Annotated in this window: 10 protein-coding genes; 3 read left to right on the forward strand and 7 right to left on the reverse strand. The window is 43.9% G+C overall.

Annotated features, from left to right (window positions below):
• The first annotated feature begins 151 nt into the window (after nt 1-151).
• From mobA to mobC, 3 genes are read left to right on the forward strand one after another with little or no spacing between them, the layout of a single operon-like run.
• Nucleotides 152-580: a conjugal transfer protein MobA gene (gene mobA / locus M1P97_RS07750; RefSeq protein ID WP_004291488.1), complete on the forward strand. Its 429-nt coding sequence runs from the start codon at nt 152-154 to the stop codon at nt 578-580.
• Entirely contained in the window at nt 559-1,806 is a 1,248-nt protein-coding gene (gene mobB / locus M1P97_RS07755) for a conjugal transfer protein MobB (RefSeq protein WP_004291483.1), read from the forward strand. Before mobA ends, mobB begins: the two co-directional genes overlap by 22 nt.
• A 30-nt stretch (nt 1,807-1,836) precedes the next feature.
• On the forward strand, nt 1,837-3,855 hold the full coding sequence (gene mobC / locus M1P97_RS07760; protein ID WP_004291482.1) for a conjugal transfer protein MobC: 2,019 nt from the start codon (nt 1,837-1,839) through the stop codon (nt 3,853-3,855).
• A gap of 131 nt (nt 3,856-3,986) precedes the next feature.
• Here the strand turns inward: mobC and M1P97_RS07765 are convergent, their stop codons facing one another.
• The 7 genes from M1P97_RS07765 to tet(Q) form a co-directional block, all read right to left on the reverse strand.
• Nucleotides 3,987-7,241 (reverse strand): P-loop NTPase fold protein, encoded by a 3,255-nt coding sequence (locus M1P97_RS07765; RefSeq protein ID WP_249388755.1) that lies wholly within the window; start codon nt 7,239-7,241, stop codon nt 3,987-3,989.
• Between the two features lie 16 nt (nt 7,242-7,257).
• Nucleotides 7,258-8,388 carry an ATP-binding protein gene (locus tag M1P97_RS07770; protein ID WP_004291480.1) on the reverse strand — a complete coding sequence of 377 codons (1,131 nt, stop codon included), beginning with the start codon at nt 8,386-8,388 and terminating at the stop codon, nt 7,258-7,260.
• A gap of 301 nt (nt 8,389-8,689) precedes the next feature.
• Complete coding sequence (locus M1P97_RS07775) at nt 8,690-9,295, reverse strand: RteC domain-containing protein (RefSeq protein ID WP_004304269.1); 606 nt, start codon at nt 9,293-9,295, stop codon at nt 8,690-8,692.
• A 238-nt stretch (nt 9,296-9,533) separates the two neighbouring features.
• A complete protein-coding gene (locus M1P97_RS07780; RefSeq protein ID WP_004291474.1) occupies nt 9,534-9,956 on the reverse strand; it encodes a dihydrofolate reductase family protein in 423 nt (140 codons plus the stop codon).
• Between the two features lie 279 nt (nt 9,957-10,235).
• Nucleotides 10,236-11,558 carry a sigma-54-dependent transcriptional regulator gene (locus M1P97_RS07785; RefSeq protein ID WP_004291471.1) on the reverse strand — a complete coding sequence of 441 codons (1,323 nt, stop codon included), beginning with the start codon at nt 11,556-11,558 and terminating at the stop codon, nt 10,236-10,238.
• On the reverse strand, nt 11,551-13,869 hold the full coding sequence (locus M1P97_RS07790; RefSeq protein WP_004291467.1) for a hybrid sensor histidine kinase/response regulator: 2,319 nt from the start codon (nt 13,867-13,869) through the stop codon (nt 11,551-11,553). The genes M1P97_RS07785 and M1P97_RS07790 overlap by 8 nt, the downstream gene beginning before the upstream one ends.
• On the reverse strand, nt 13,869-15,794 hold the full coding sequence (gene tet(Q) / locus M1P97_RS07795) for a tetracycline resistance ribosomal protection protein Tet(Q) (RefSeq protein ID WP_004291466.1): 1,926 nt from the start codon (nt 15,792-15,794) through the stop codon (nt 13,869-13,871). Before tet(Q) ends, M1P97_RS07790 begins: the two co-directional genes overlap by 1 nt.
• Between the last annotated feature and the right edge of the window lie 630 nt (nt 15,795-16,424).

The raw sequence follows: 16,424 nt of genomic DNA on the forward strand, positions 1-16,424 counted from the left end.
TCAGCCGCTCAAAATATTTTGAGCAGCCACGAAAAGCACTTGCCCTTGCAGGGGGCGGGCTTTCCCTCCGAAGTCGGGAAGCCTTTCAGAACTGCGGTGCTGTAATCCGAAGCGGCGGCTTATGCCGTCAATCCGCTAAATCCAAAGTAATATGAAAGAGAAAAGGAAAAGCAAATCAGGGAGAAATCCCAAACTTGATCCGGCGGTGTACCGGTACACCGTCCGTTTCAACGAGGAGGAACACAACCGTTTCCTCGCCATGTTCGGAAAATCGGGTGTCTATGCACGGTCTGTTTTCCTCAAAGCGCACTTCTTCGGGCAACCGTTCAAGGTGCTGAAGGTGGACAAGACGTTGGTGGACTATTACACCAAACTGTCGGATTTTCATGCACAATTCCGTGCCGTGGGTACGAATTACAACCAAGTCGTGAAGGAACTGAGGCTGCATTTTTCAGAGAAAAAGGCGATGGCGTTGCTCTACAAATTAGAGCAACACACCGTCGAACTCGTGAAACTGAGCCGCCGGATTGTGGAACTTTCAAGGGAAATGGAGGCAAAATGGTCGCAAAAATCAGTGTAGGAAGTTCGTTGTACGGCGCGATTGCCTACAACGGGGAGAAGATTAACGAGGCGCAGGGGCGGCTTCTCACCACCAACCGCATCTACAATGACGGTTCGGGAACGGTGGACATAGGCAAGGCGATGGAGGGTTTTCTCACCTTCCTGCCACCGCAGATGAAGATCGAGAAGCCGGTGGTGCATATCTCTCTCAACCCGCACCCGGAGGATGTGCTGACCGATATTGAGTTGCAGAATATCGCCCGCGAGTATCTGGAAAAACTCGGTTTCGGAAACCAGCCTTATCTTGTATTCAAGCACGAGGACATCGACCGCCACCACCTGCACATCGTGACGGTCAACGTGGACGAGAACGGGAAAAGGCTCAACCGGGATTTTCTCTACCGCCGCAGCGACCGTATCCGCAGGGAACTGGAACAGAAGTACGGATTGCATCCGGCAGAACGTAAAAATCAGAGATTGGATAATCCGTTGCGCAAGGTGGCCGCATCGGCAGGTGATGTGAAGAAGCAGGTAGGCAACACCGTGAAGGCTCTGAATGGGCAGTACCGTTTCCAGACGATGGGCGAATACCGTGCGCTCCTTTCCTTATATAATATGACGGTGGAGGAAGCGAGGGGCAACGTGCGCGGACGGGAGTATCACGGGCTGGTCTATTCCGTCACGGACGACAAGGGTAACAAGGTGGGCAACCCGTTCAAATCCTCGCTTTTCGGGAAGTCCGCAGGCTATGAAGCCGTACAGAAGAAGTTTGTCCGTTCCAAATCGGAAATCAAGGATAGGAAACTGGCAGACATGACGAAACGCACCGTCCTTTCCGTGCTGCAAGGCACTTATGACAAGGACAAATTTGTATCCCAACTCAAAGAGAAGGGCATCGACACCGTACTGCGCTACACAGAGGAAGGGCGCATCTATGGGGCTACCTTCATCGACCACCGCACGGGATGCGTGCTGAACGGTTCGCGCATGGGTAAGGAGCTTTCGGCGAATGCCTTGCAGGAACACTTCACCCTGCCATACGCCGGACAACCGCCGATACCGCTATCCATCCCTGTGGATGCTGCGGACAAGGCACACGGGCAGACCGCCTACGACAGTGAAGATATATCGGGCGGTATGGGCTTGCTCACTCCCGAAGGTCCGGCGGTAGATGCCGAGGAAGAGGCTTTCATCCGGGCGATGAAGCGCAAAAAGAAGAAAAAACGCAAGGGCTTGGGTATGTAATCAGAGTATCAACAATTAAAAAATCAATGTATGTCACAACAAGAAGACGATTTGAGGGCATTGGCGAAAATCATGGATTTTCTGCGTGCCGTGAGTATCATTTTAGTGGTCATGAACGTGTACTGGTTCTGCTACGAAGCCATCCGGCTGTGGGGCGTGAACATCGGCGTGGTGGACAAAATCCTTCTGAACTTCGACCGCACGGCGGGGCTGTTCCATTCCATTCTCTACACGAAGCTGTTTTCCGTCCTTTTGCTTGCCTTGTCCTGTCTGGGTACGAAGGGTGTCAAGGGTGAGAAAATCACTTGGGGGAGAATCTGGACAGCATTTGCCGTCGGGTTCGTGCTGTTTTTCCTGAACTGGTGGTTGCTGCCCCTGCCGCTGCCGCTTGAAGCGGTGACGGGACTGTATGTCCTTACCATTGGAACGGGCTATGTCTGCCTGTTGATGGGTGGTCTGTGGATGAGCCGCCTGTTGAAACACAATTTGATGGAGGATGTTTTCAACAACGAGAACGAGAGTTTCATGCAGGAAACGAGGCTTATCGAAAGCGAGTATTCGGTCAATCTGCCGACACGTTTCTATTACAGGAAACGCTGGAACAACGGTTGGATCAATGTAGTTAATCCCTTCCGTGCGTCCATCGTGTTGGGTACGCCGGGCAGCGGCAAGTCCTATGCCGTGGTAAACAATTTTATCAAGCAACAGATTGAAAAGGGCTTTAGTCAATACATCTACGATTTCAAGTATCCCGACCTATCTACTATTGCCTACAACCATTTGCTGAACCACCCGGACGGCTACAAGGTAAAGCCGAAGTTCTATGTGATCAACTTCGACGACCCGCGACGCTCTCATCGGTGCAATCCCATTCACCCGGATTTTATGGAAGATATTACGGATGCCTATGAGAGTGCCTACACAATAATGCTCAACCTCAATAAAACGTGGGTGCAAAAGCAGGGCGACTTCTTCGTGGAGTCACCTATCATTCTGTTTGCCAGTATTATCTGGTATCTCAAAATCTATCAGAACGGGAAGTTTTGCACGTTTCCCCATGCTATCGAGTTTCTGAACCGCCGTTACGAGGATATATTTCCGATACTGACCTCTTATCCGGAGCTGGAGAACTACCTTTCGCCGTTCATGGATGCGTGGCTTGGAGGGGCTGCGGAGCAGCTCATGGGTCAGATAGCGTCGGCAAAAATCCCGCTTTCGAGGATGATTTCACCGCAGCTCTACTGGGTGATGTCAGACAGCGAGTTTACGCTGGACATCAACAATCCCGAAGAGCCGAAAATCCTCTGCGTGGGTAACAATCCCGACCGTCAGAATATCTACGGTGCGGCACTCGGTCTGTATAATTCCCGTATCGTGAAGCTCATCAACAAGAAGGGGATGCTGAAGTCATCGGTCATCATCGACGAGTTGCCCACAATATACTTCAAAGGGTTGGACAATCTTATAGCTACCGCCCGAAGCAACAAGGTTGCCGTGTGTCTGGGCTTTCAGGATTTCAGCCAGTTAGTGCGTGACTACGGGGACAAAGAGGCGAAAGTGGTGATGAACACTGTCGGCAATATTTTCTCCGGTCAGGTGGTGGGGGAAACAGCCAAGACGCTCTCCGAGCGGTTCGGTAAGGTGTTGCAGAAACGGCAGTCCATCTCCATCAACCGGCAGGATGTTTCCACCTCCATCAACACGCAGATGGACGCGCTCATTCCACCGAGTAAGATTTCCGGGCTTACGCAGGGAATGTTTGTCGGTTCTGTATCCGACAACTTCAACGAGCGTATCGAGCAGAAGATTTTTCATTGCGAGATTGTGGTGGATGCCGAAAAGGTGAAACGGGAAGAAAGTGCCTACAAGAAAATTCCCGTCATTACAAACTTCACGGACGAGGACGGCAACGACCGCATGAAGGAAACGGTGCAGGCGAACTACCGGCGCATCAAGGAAGAGGTGAAGCAGATTGTGCAGGAGGAACTGGAGCGTATCAAAAACGATCCGGTGCTGTGTAAACTGCTACCAGATAATGAGACTGTCTAACAAGTCCCCAAAATTGAAAATTATCCCTATCGAAGTTTGAAGTGACCCCCAAAAGTTGGATACAATTTTTTTGGGGGGCACTTCAGTTCTGACGGGTAAAATCGTAAAATTCGGACTTGTTAGACAAATACTTACGCGGTTTCAACCTCAGGTACTGAATCTATCGAATTGACAAATTTAACCAATTGCGGATCTGAATCTTTTTGTATGAGGTTTCGGAGACTCTTTTTCAATTCATAAGCATCATCCCCTGCTGTATTTATTAAATCCATATAAAAATCTTTGTTTTGCAGAATCAATGAACGGCATGCCCCATCGGAAATTACAGGTTTCACTATTTTATCAATAACGTCTCCAGCTTGACTTTTCAAATTACCATGCGATCTAAGCCATGTTTCGAAAAATTGAAACTTTATTGCATTGATAGTCTTTTTACCGATGCAGAAATCATTTCTTATATCGGTAACTGTCGATTTAATTTTTCGTTTATCCAATCTTTCAACTATATTCTTGAAACAATTAGGGAAAGGATTCAAACTTTGAGTTCCAGAAGCAATATCCATCAGAATCTTTTTGCCAAATTCAGTCAAGTTATCTGGCAAGGATTTGATTTTAGCCAGTAAATGTTTTATTGCGACAAACCAATAATATGATGTATGTGCTGTTCTTTGGGCGTATAATGTATCAACACTTATTTCAGACAACGCTTCGAACGCTATTTTATTGATATGATCGGTCAGGACATTGCTTATTTTAGTGGTCAAATCGTAAAAAGATGCGTCAGGAATTACATCTTTAATATTGTTCTTAGTGATATACTTATCCAAATCGGTATTCCACTCTGCTAAATGCTCGATAAATACCTCATCCGTTACACCTATTCTGTTCTTAATATCTTCAAATTGGGGCAATATGTCTGAGAACAATAATTTATAGCCAAGTTTATGATTTACCATGTATTGTAGTGTTTCATTTAATAGCGGTATATTCCATCCCACACTATTTACTAATAAGTCTCCATGATCCACATAATAGTCCATGAGTTCTGCAACATATTTTATATCTCCACCCTCTATTAAGGAAACGGAATGACCATGTGCCAATTGCATGGCGACTAAATCGTAATATCCAGACTCTTTAATGTTTCGGCCATCAGTTTCTAATTCAGAATGCAACTGATTTATGTAGGTTGAATCTAACGTTACAGGTAAAGGTCTTTCTTCGTCAGATGCCAATAAACGATAGGTTGTAAATATAGCCCCTATATTATCTTTATTTACATTCTGTTCATCAATGCAATTCGTGATCGCTTGCAAAAGCGTTGGAAACGTATAGGTAGAATTATCTTTTAACGTTTTTACAATATCTGCATGGTCGAAATTATCGGGTAGTAAGTTTGCCAAATAATTATCGAGCGCCTCCGAATTTGTTGCTACTTGATAATATTTATATGCTTTAGTTGTCGCGTTATCCCGATAGGCAGCATCTGTTGCATTTGCAGCTTGAATATAATCGATAAATGTATTTGGCTTGACTGTTTTTGCTTCAATCAATGACGTAAAATCGCACGCCAACTTATTTTGCGCAATAAACCTGTCTATTGCATCTAACGTTTTGAAATAGTCGCCGCCATTGAAGTCATTGAACCGAACTATCTTCTTATATAATTGAGCAATCACATGGTTTTGGCTTTCCGTGTCTAAATGCAACAGCAGTTCTTGGTATTCGACAGGGAACACCTGCTTCTCTATGGATTCTTTTAATTTCAATTGTGCTATTCTTTGCCATACACGCAGAATAACATCGCTCTTTCGAGTTAATTTATGCAAACAATGTATAATCTTATCGATAAGCGCATTGTCCATACATTGTATAACTTCTTCTAATACAGTGTCAAATTGTTTATTAGTCTCTGCATATTGATTTATGTCGTGGTCTTCTTCTCCGTTGATGCAGCCTTCAATATATTTTTTCAATGGAATTTGTCGAGCATCTTCAACATCGACACCATATACCAAAGCTGCAATTTCGCGTTGTGTTTGCAGATCATTGTTAATTATTGTTTGAATGCCATTCAGATAGTCGCCGGACAATATTTGTTCTACTGGATTTGCCAGAATATCCGTCTTCTTCAAACAGAACAATGCTATGTTTATCATCAAAATTTCGTTACACCACTCTTGTTTAAGAGCGACCATCTCATTGATATATGATATAATTTCCCTAACATTGGCATTAGGATTTACCAATCTGAATATCCGATTTATAGTTTCTTTCGCTTCATTTTCTGTTTCTCCAAATGCTTCAACAAACAGTTTGTTGAATATACTTCGATAGTCGGTAATAACAGGAGGAGCAACACGATAAACAATAGGGAAAGTTTTATTGATAAAATACTTGGTCAGTTGTTTCGTTTGTTCGTCGGTCTCATCTCCGAATGCACAAGCTAAATGTGTTTCATCGAAAGGAATAACAGCCCAAACATTTTCAAAACCGCTATCGGCGAAGAACGTATGGATAGAAGACCATAATTCTTTTACTTTTTCAGCGGGGAGACGATCCATGTTGTCAAAAACAAGGACTAATTTACGTTGTCCTTTTTCCTTGATAAAATCAGAAATGTCTTGCATCCATGTTTTGAACTCGTAAACCGTTGGTTCGTCTTCGCTCAAAGTCTCATAGCAAACGTCCTTTTCGACTTTATCTTGATAAATAGCTAACATATAACTCCATCCATATTTATGATCTTTGCTATATGCCCATTTCCAAACGCACAATGCAATAAGAACTGGCAGTGCAGCTATGATAATAGACAATAAAGAAAACCACCATGTTGTGGGTGTAGGTTTTACTGCATACGCAATAAATGTAAATATCGGAGTTAAAACTGCAACCAAAAATGCCGCAACCATACCATTACTGATAAGGGGATATTTTTCGGTTACGGTCTCCGTTTTACGGGCTAATAAATATTTCAGCTTTTCAGACCATGATACGGTTTTCGTACCTCCACCTTTGACTTTTATTGTTGCATTTCCAGATAGGATACCATCATCAATAAGTTTGCTTGTAAGCAATTCCAATATAGAGCGGCGTTGCAAGTCCTCTTGATGTCCCCATGCGTCATACTCAAAAAAGTAATAGTCGTCTGATAATTCACGTTCCAACATTTTAACCACGTTGGATTTTCCAGATCCCCAAATACCTTCGATGCCGATAATTCGAGGTAAAGTACATTCCTCATCCAATGAATCATTCTGACAAAAATGGCGAGCAATAGTTTTTGCCAACCTTTCTTGCGAACCTCCATCGAATTTGTCAATACCACACGGTTTATTTTGGATAAACCGCGGATATTGCTGTTTGGATTGTAGTTTTGTTTCCATATACGTAATTTATTGATTATACGAACTCCAAATAATTCTCCCGATTTACCACATGAAACTCGGCATAGGGATAGGCTTCTTGGAAGGCTTTCGGTGCGGCCGGCATTTTATTTCCCCACTTGAACTCCAAGGCGGTAAGACTGTCGGCACTCTCCTCAATCAGGTCGATTTCCTGTTTGTCGTAGGTGCGCCAGAAATAGAACTCCCTGTGCAGTCCCTCATTGAAGTTCGCTTTGCGCCGCTCTCCGATGATGTAGTTCTCCCACAGCGCACCGACATCCTGCCGAATGGCCAGCGGTGAGAAAGCCCCGATAATGGCATTGCGAATGCCGTTGTCGTAGAAGTACCACTTGCCAGCTTTTGTAACCTCCTTGCGTAGGTTACGCGAATAAGCCCCCAGACGATAGATAACGAAGACCTTTTCCAATAGGTCGAGGTATTTTTCAACGGTCGTCTTGCTCATGCCGAGTTGTTTACCTAACTCTTCGTAAGAAACTTCGCTGCCCAACTGAAAAGCTATCAATCGCAGTAGATCGCGCATCTTGCTCGAATTTTTTAAGCCGTCAATTGCTAAGATATCTTTAAGCAGGTATGCACCGACAATATCACGTAGGTAGTCTGTTTTACGTTCATAGTTCTCCATCATTACTACTTCGGGATAGGAACCGTAAATCAAGCGCGCTTCGAGGTTCTGGCGGGTTTCAAGTGCCGTTTCCGTCTGTGCGATTTCCCGTTGCGAGAATGGTGTAAGGAGAAATTGCGTACTGCGGCCGACCAACGGTTCACCAGTCTTATTCAGCAAATCGAATGACGAAGAACCACTTGCCAAGACACTTATTCCCGGTATTTCATCAACTATCAACTTCAGAATACTACCGATTTGTGGTATGTTCTGTGCCTCATCAATAGCCAGCAAATCAATACCATCCAATAAATGCCGATAATTGGCTATTGAGCGATTCTCCAATAGTGCTAATGTGTCGTAGTCTTCGCCGTTGAGCATCATCGTCCTACCTGAATAGTTGTCCACAATTTTACGCATCATTACCGTTTTACCAACACGGCGAGCACCAAAAATCAGTACTGCTTTATTGGGCGCGATTCGTGCTGTAATCTTCTCTTGAAGTATTCTATTTACTGTTTCCATACCTTATAAAATATAATGCAAAGATAATCATATTTTTTTAATTGGCGAATTTTACAAAAAAAACGGGCTATTAAATGGCGATTTTTACAACCACAATCTTATGGAAGTTGTTTCATTGTTTTTAGTAATGATATATGTTCATACTATGATGACTCAATAATTTACCAGACATACGTTTCTGAAATTTGTCCTTATAGGAATGAAAAACTCACATATATTGTGCTAATTAATATATAATTAAATGAAAATAAAAAGACAGGATACGAGTATTCCTGTCTTCTCATATGTAATGGATATTTTTTTATTTTCTCATCCGCTCCAACTCCTCATCACGCAACATTCTCTCGTTCAGTTTTTCCTGCATCCTGTCAATGAAATAGGTGCGGCTTTCGTTCTTCCGGCGTTTGATATCAGTGTAGAAGCGGTAGCAGTCTTTAGAATCAACCCCGAATATCTTATAGAGAAGTGGGGCGAGCTGTTTGAGCGGCATATTGCCGTTGTTGATGCAGCCCATCACGTCTATGCCGTAGATAAGTTCCACGAGGTCGATGGCATTGCCCGTCCATTGAAGAAGGCTGGCGGTGGTTTCTGTTGCGTTGTTGGCGGATATTAGTGGTGGCACTTGGGGCGTGGCAAGGAATTTCTGCATCTTTCTTACGAAAGACAGAGCCTTGCTGACGTAGGCGGCAATCTCTCTTTTTTCTTCTGACAGATTACGTACGGGATGGTGCTGCAACTCGATTTCGATGTAGGCAAGCGCGATGACGGTAAGGTTCATGTCCATGCCGCCGTTGCACAGTTCGATCACTTGGGTGGCGAAAGCCGTGTATGCCGTTTCCATATTGCAGTCGCCGGCTTCGTTTATCAGGCGGAAAAAGTCGGTTTCCGCCAGCAAGAAATAATTCATGGTTCTGTCAATTTTGAAAATTACACTTTGTTTTCTGCGTGCGCACATGAATATAATTGGCAAAAAACGCGGCAGAAAATAAAAAATCCAACACTCAATTTTACAAAGTGCTGGATTTCAGAGGTATAAAATTCAGTATTTTTTCACAAGGACAAATTATCTCCGACTTAAATTGTTTGTAATCGGAACATTTATTCTATTCCTGAAAATAGAAATGTATGCTTGCCGCACATTTTGGCTATCTTGCTTTTTTATCAAGGATATAGATAATGCGACATACACCGTTGGGATAGCTTTTCAAAGAGGAAAGCGTCCAGTGTTGCTCTGGCAGAGCCGACTTAAAAAAATGTCGTCCGCTTCCGGATATGAAAGGAACGGTGTATAGTATGATTTCATCCACAGCGTGCATCCGCAGCAGTCCGTTTATATAGTCTGCCGTGTCCGGTGTGGCTTCCGCGAGGTAACGGATGTTTGTGCAGTCTTTTCTCCATTCGTGCAGCATTGAAATGGAATAGTCCGGTGTCACACGGTAAAAGGCTTTCTTCCTGATTTCATCAAGACCGCAACGGTCAAGGCACAAATCCTGATGTGCTTTATCATATAACTCTGAAGAAAGACATCCGTCCATCGTCAGTACGGCGAGAATCTGAACTTTACCCATAATCGTTTCCTTTCGTTAGGCAAGGGTAAAAAAGTAGCGTGCAATTCACACTACCTTCAAGCGATGGCTCTGGTAAAGCCTTTACGGAGAGTACGTGAATGCACGCTATGCGTAAGCATAGCATAAGCATCACGCAATCGTCTCCGTAGTTCCAATTTACCAGATTTTCGCTTGAAACGCCTTGCGGTCTTATCCTATATGTTGGCGGCGAAAAGCTCCTGCCAATCGCCGTTTTTCTCAAATGTTATGCAAAGATAGCCAAATTCAGTGAATTACGGGCTATGATTGCTTGAATTTATATTTAAGTCCATACTCTTCAAGTTTGCTGTATAGTGTTGTCCTGCCTATGCCGAGCAGTTCTGCGGCGACACTCCGGTTGCCGTTTGCCTGTTTCAACGCACGCAATATCCGCTCCTTATCCTCCGCGTCATTGCGCAAGGCGAAGCTGACAGTAGAGGTCGGTTTCGTCACGGCAAGTTCCAGATGCTCTTTCATGACAACACCTTCCTGCGCCTGCAATACAGCACCCATAACTTTCTGCCGAAGTTCCCGCACGTTGCCCGGCCATGCGTGTGTCAGCAACGCTTTACGTGCTTCGGAACTGAACCCGCTCACGCTACACTCCAGCTCTCTGTTTGCCATATCACGGAAGAACTCTGCCAGCGGCATAATGTCTTCTTGACAGTCACGCAACGGAGGAACGGTTATCCCGAAGTCGTGCAGGCGGTACAGAAGATCCTGCCGAAAACGCTTTTCATTCACCGATACCTCCAAATCTTCATTGGTAGCAGCGATGATGCGGACATTGAAATTCCGGTCTGCCTTGTCTCCGACCGGGCGATACCGCCTCTCCTGTATGGCACGGAGCAACATCTGTTGGGTTTCCAACGCGAGGTTTCCTACCTCGTCCAGAAACAACGTGCCGCCTTCCGCCTCATGGAAATATCCTTTCTTGGCATTGTCCGCACCTGTAAATGCACCTTTGACGTGTCCGAAGAAAGCCGACGGTGCAAGCTCTTTGGAGAGTGAACCGCAGTCCACCGCCACAAATGGCTTGCCTGCACGTTTGCTCTTGTCATGCAACAGGTGGGCAATATGCTCCTTGCCCGTGCCGTTCTCACCAAATATCATCACGCTCATATCGGTGGCGGCTACCAGCCTTATGCGGTGCATGATTTTCTGAAAGGCGGAACCTTCACGGGCGAATATAGGCATACGGCGTTGTCCTGCCTGACGTTCTTTCAGTATGGAACGGATCAGGGGGACAAGTTTATCCTCCACAAGCTGTTTGGGAATATAGTCTATCGAGCCGAGTTTCATGCTTTCCACGGCGGTATTAACTTCGGCGTAGTCGGTCATAATGATGAAGGGCTGCATCTTTCCCTCCTTTCGCATCCAGCACAAAAGGTCTATGCCACTGCCGTCAGGCAGACGCAGGTCGGCAACCACGATATCATTATCTGTTGCCTGTTGCAGATGTTTCTTCGCGGTTGAGAGGTGGTAAGCCTTCATATTGCGGTAGCCCTCCCGTGACAGCATATTGCAGACATATTCGCAATACACGATGTTGTCTTCCACCACAATTATTTTTGTCTTATTCATCTTCGTATTTTCTCCTTTCCTCTTCTGCCAACCGTATTATTTCCACTCCCTTATCCAGCACGGCAGTCACGGCATGGCTTAACGCTTCACCATCCGGGAGAGCATCGCCACGAAGCAATCCGTAAAGTACATTCAGCGGTTGGTCGGCACGGAGCACCTCCCACGAACTGCGCAGGTGGTGGATCAGGGAATCCAGCTTTTGCAGGTCTTTTTCTTTTGCTGCATCCCGTACCGCCTGCATTTCCTTTTCTGTTTCAGTTATCAACTTTTCCAGCATGACGGCTTCATTGCCATAGGACAATAAGGCGGAAAAGTCCGGTTTCCCGTCCGGTGTCGCTTTTATGGCACACCTGTCGGAAACCTCCATCAGTTCCGATATGGAGAACGGTTTGAACAGGCATCCGGCAAAGCCTTTTGCCAATAGTTCCCCTTTGTTACAACTGCCCGAAGCGGTTGCCACAACCACCGGGATTGTTGGTGAATTGCCCACGTTGGACGAACGCAACAGTTCCAGCAATTCGAAACCGTTTATATCGGGCATATTCAAGTCTGTCAGCAACAGGCTGTATTCTTTCTGGCGTATCATTTCCATCAGTGCCGCAGCATCGGTGCAAGTGTCGCAGTGTATTCCTTCTTGGGAATACATCTCTTTCAGCATCAGAAGTAATACCTCATCATTGTCAATGGCGACAACATCATGGAATTTATTGTTATGATAAACAGGTGTATTGCTTGTATATCCAAGCTGTTCTTCAGCTTCCTGCATAGAAATTTCAACTGTGAAACGACTGCCTTTCCCTTTCTTGCTGTCTAAACGGATTGTTCCGCCAAGCATCGACACAATATTACGCATTATGGCAAGCCCAAGCCCGAAACCCTCCTTTGCGGCGGCATTTGATAGACGTTCAAACGCACCGAACGCTTGTTTCTGTTCCTCTTCTGTCATGCCTGTACCTGTATCTTCAACGACCAGTGTCAGAACTCCATTATCATATTCAGTAATCAAAGAAACACCGCCTTCTTCTGTGAACTTGACAGCGTTTGACAGCAGGTTATTCCCGATTTGTATTATTCGCTCTTTGTCGGTCAATACAATGGCATCGTGTCCAGTCTTCACGGACAAGGACAGCCCTTTGTTCACGGCAACAGGCATGAACTCCGTTTCAAGTGTGTGCGTGATTGCTGAAATCCGGCAGGGTGACAGACGGGGCTGTTCCTTGCCGTTGTCCAGGCGGAAGAAGTCAAGCAAAGTGTTAAGCATATCCCGCATACGGTCGGAGGATTGCAGTATGTTTTGGATATACTGCCCGGACTTATCCTCACACTGTTCTTTCCGTATCAGTCCGGCATAGCCTGTTATTGCTGTCAGCGGTGTGCGCAGTTCATGGGTGATAGTATGTACCGCCTTCTTCCTTGACGTTATCAGTGCCTCGTTCCGTTGTACGGATTGTTCCAGTTGCCTTATCAAATCAGTTGTCTTGTGCTTGTATTGTTTAATGCTTTTTGCATCACGATGTATGATGATGTAGGAAATTAACAACAATAGAAGAACGAATCCCATTAAACCGCCTACTTGCATAAATGACTTTTCACGCATGGCAACTATTTCGTTTTCCCGGCTTTGCAGTTCGGTTTGTACCTTTTCTTCTATTTGGCAAATCAATTCTTGCAGTTGTCTGTTAAGTTCTGCATTACGAGCTGCAAGGCTGTCGGCTTGTTCCGACAATTGGCGATCCTGCACTTTCTGTTCGCTGATTACGTTTCTATTGACCGAATGAAGGATAGTGGTTGATACTGCTGGAGTTACTTCCTTTTTTTTGCCGAATATGCCTAAGAAACCTTTTCGTTTTGGCTTTTTGGACTGTTCCTGCACACTTTTCTGTACAATAACCGGAATTTGATTGGCTATCTTCTTGTTAATAGATTGTTGTTCATCCATTAACCGGACTATCTGGAACATCTGTCGTTCCTTATCCTCTAAAAGACTGCGCACACTATCGATGCGCTCTGCTGGATAGGTGGCCTTGAAACGGCAGAGCATACTGTCCATTGCCATACGCCGTGCATGGTAATGCTCGATATCTTTATCGTTCCATTCCAGTATTGTTTCACCCAATAGAGAAAATTTTATCATTTGAATATTGATATTGTTTATTTCTTTTCGGAGCTCGTCTATTTTTTTATTGCCAAGTTCTAATGCTTCTATCTCCTGCCATTCATAGAGGCTATTATATGCCATACATCCGATAAGAATGGAGATAAGTATATATCCCAACCGTATTGCCTTATAGAAATTTCCTGACCGCTCCATTATTTTAATGACATTGATTTTTGGAACATGAATAAAAGTTTATCTTTTTCGTTCATGCGGATATTATCAGAATAACCGTCTTTTGTTATTTGATACCCACATGGCTTAACCATAAAAATGCCTAAGCCCTTAGTGTACGAACTTACTTCTGAGGCATAGTCTTTACTTGTATTTAATGGAACTTTCCCTTTAATATGACACCACTCATTATTACAACTGATGTCTTCAATCTCAGACATCAGTTTTTGCAAATCTGTAATAGCTTTGGAACTCGCTACTTGGGGTATCTGCAACTCAAAACAGAGCATCGGTTCGAGAATGTCCACACCTGACTGTTGCAAAGCCAGCCTGAAGACATAAGGGGTCAGCTGTCTGAAATCAGCAGGTGTACTTACCGGGCTATAATACTCGGCTTGAGTAAAAGTTACTTTCAGATCTGTCACTTCCCATCCATGTAAACCAGATTGGCAAGACATACGAATCCCTTCAAAAACGGCATTTTGAAAAGAATGGTTCAGATAACCATAGGAGATGTCACTTTCGATTTGCAACCCTGCCCCTAACGGTAAGGGTTCAAGAGTCAGCCCTATTGTGGCCCAGTAAGGGTTGGGTGGTACTTCGATCTGAATAATCTTATTGACCTTTTTTATAGGTCGTTCTTTGTAGATAGTCTTGATCTCATCAAAATGGACCTTTACGGAAAATCGTTCTTCCAGCAATGTCTGTATGATTTCCTTTTGGGTCAAACCATATAACGAGATTTCCAATTCATCACTATATGAGTTTATGGAAAAGGACAAAGACGGGTCTTCAATCCACAATGTATTCAGAGCGGATATCACCTTGCTTCTCTCTTCGGGCTTATTTGGCCGGACGGAGGATTTGAGAGCGGGATGCTGATGAGATAATCCTTGAATCAAACAAGGTTTAGCACCTAAATAATCTCCGATTCGAAAATCTTCTATATCTTCTACAATCGCGATATCATTGGCACCCACTTCATCAACATTTATCTCTCTGCCCTGATAAATAGTCTTTAGATTTTTAATCTTGATGAATTTTTCCGAATCGTTGATTCTTACAACGTCTCGAAGTCTCAGACTTCCGTCAATTATTTTAAGAAAACTTCTTTTATGCCCTTTGGGGTCATGCTCTATCTTATAGAGATAAGCTGAAAGTCTGTTTGAGACTGATGCCGGAGGAAGTATAAAAGAAGAAATGGCGTCCAACAACTCATTGATACCGATATTGAACATTGCTGATCCATGTAGCACCGGATAGACTTTGGCTTTTGCCACAAGAGCGATTATCGTATTCCAATAATCAGCCGGTGAAATTTCGCTATCCGCCAAATATCGTTCTAATATATCGTCGTCATGGTTGCATACAAATTCTTTGTATTCTTCCTTTATATATGTTTGGGAGCAAACCGGATAAACCGATCCATCGACAACAGTTTGCATAAACAGGACATCTTGCGACAGATTTGTTTTTATATCCATATACAAACGCTCCAAATTCACACCGGCACGGTCAATCTTATTGATAAATATAATTGTCGGGATTTGCAGCTTTTGTAAAGTACTGAACAGCAACTTTGTCTGCGCTTGTATGCCTTCCTTTGCGGATAAGATGAGGACTGCTCCATCAAGCATTTTGAATGTCCGCTCCACTTCCGCAATAAAATCCATGTGTCCCGGAGTGTCAATGATATTGCATTTCACTCCATTCCAGATAATAGATGTCGTAGAAGCCCGGACAGTAATTCCTCTACGTTTCTCTATATCCATAGAGTCCGTTATGGTGTCACCATTATCCACACGGCCGCACTTTTCCGTTGCTCCACTGGCAAACAGCAGATTCTCGGTTACGGAAGTTTTTCCTGCATCAATGTGAGCAAGAATTCCTAAATTTATAATATTCATTTGGATTAAGCAATAATATACTACAGTAGATGCATTGTCGAAACGCACCTTTTAATACCTCCTCGTAGCATATGAGAACTACAGGATTACTAACTCGTATTAATATGTATATTATTACTGCCGCATAACGATTACAAAATTACACAAAAAAATATATCTAACAAAAGTGGGAGGATTTTTTAACTTTTTACCATAGACATTTTATTAGGGAAGCGTAGGTTCAACTGGCAAGTACAAATAAGTAGAAATGTTTGAACAACACCGTTTTAGGAAGTTGAAAAATCAAGTTTCTCTCTCGGTATAGCGTTTATTTTGGCCAATATCTTCTTTAGTTTAGCATTTGTGTATTTCCCATTCGTGTTCTATTTAGCTCCTTATTATGAGTATGTAGCAAGTTACTTATCAAATTCAGCCTCTTTGAGGGTCAAATATGGTTTTGCAAATGGTGACTGACAAGACATAAACAAGGTCAGCAGGAATTTTTTACATAAATGGACATGAATGTATATAACCTAAAATAAGAATAAATTTTAATAAGGGCTGCCCAAAAAGAAAAAAATGCAGTTGCCATCCTATAGATACTTGCAGAAAGGATAAAATTTACTTTTAGACCTTTTGGGATAGCCCTTA

Source organism: Parabacteroides leei (genome assembly GCF_023369805.1).
Taxonomy (GTDB): Bacteria; Bacteroidota; Bacteroidia; order Bacteroidales; family Tannerellaceae; genus Parabacteroides; species Parabacteroides leei.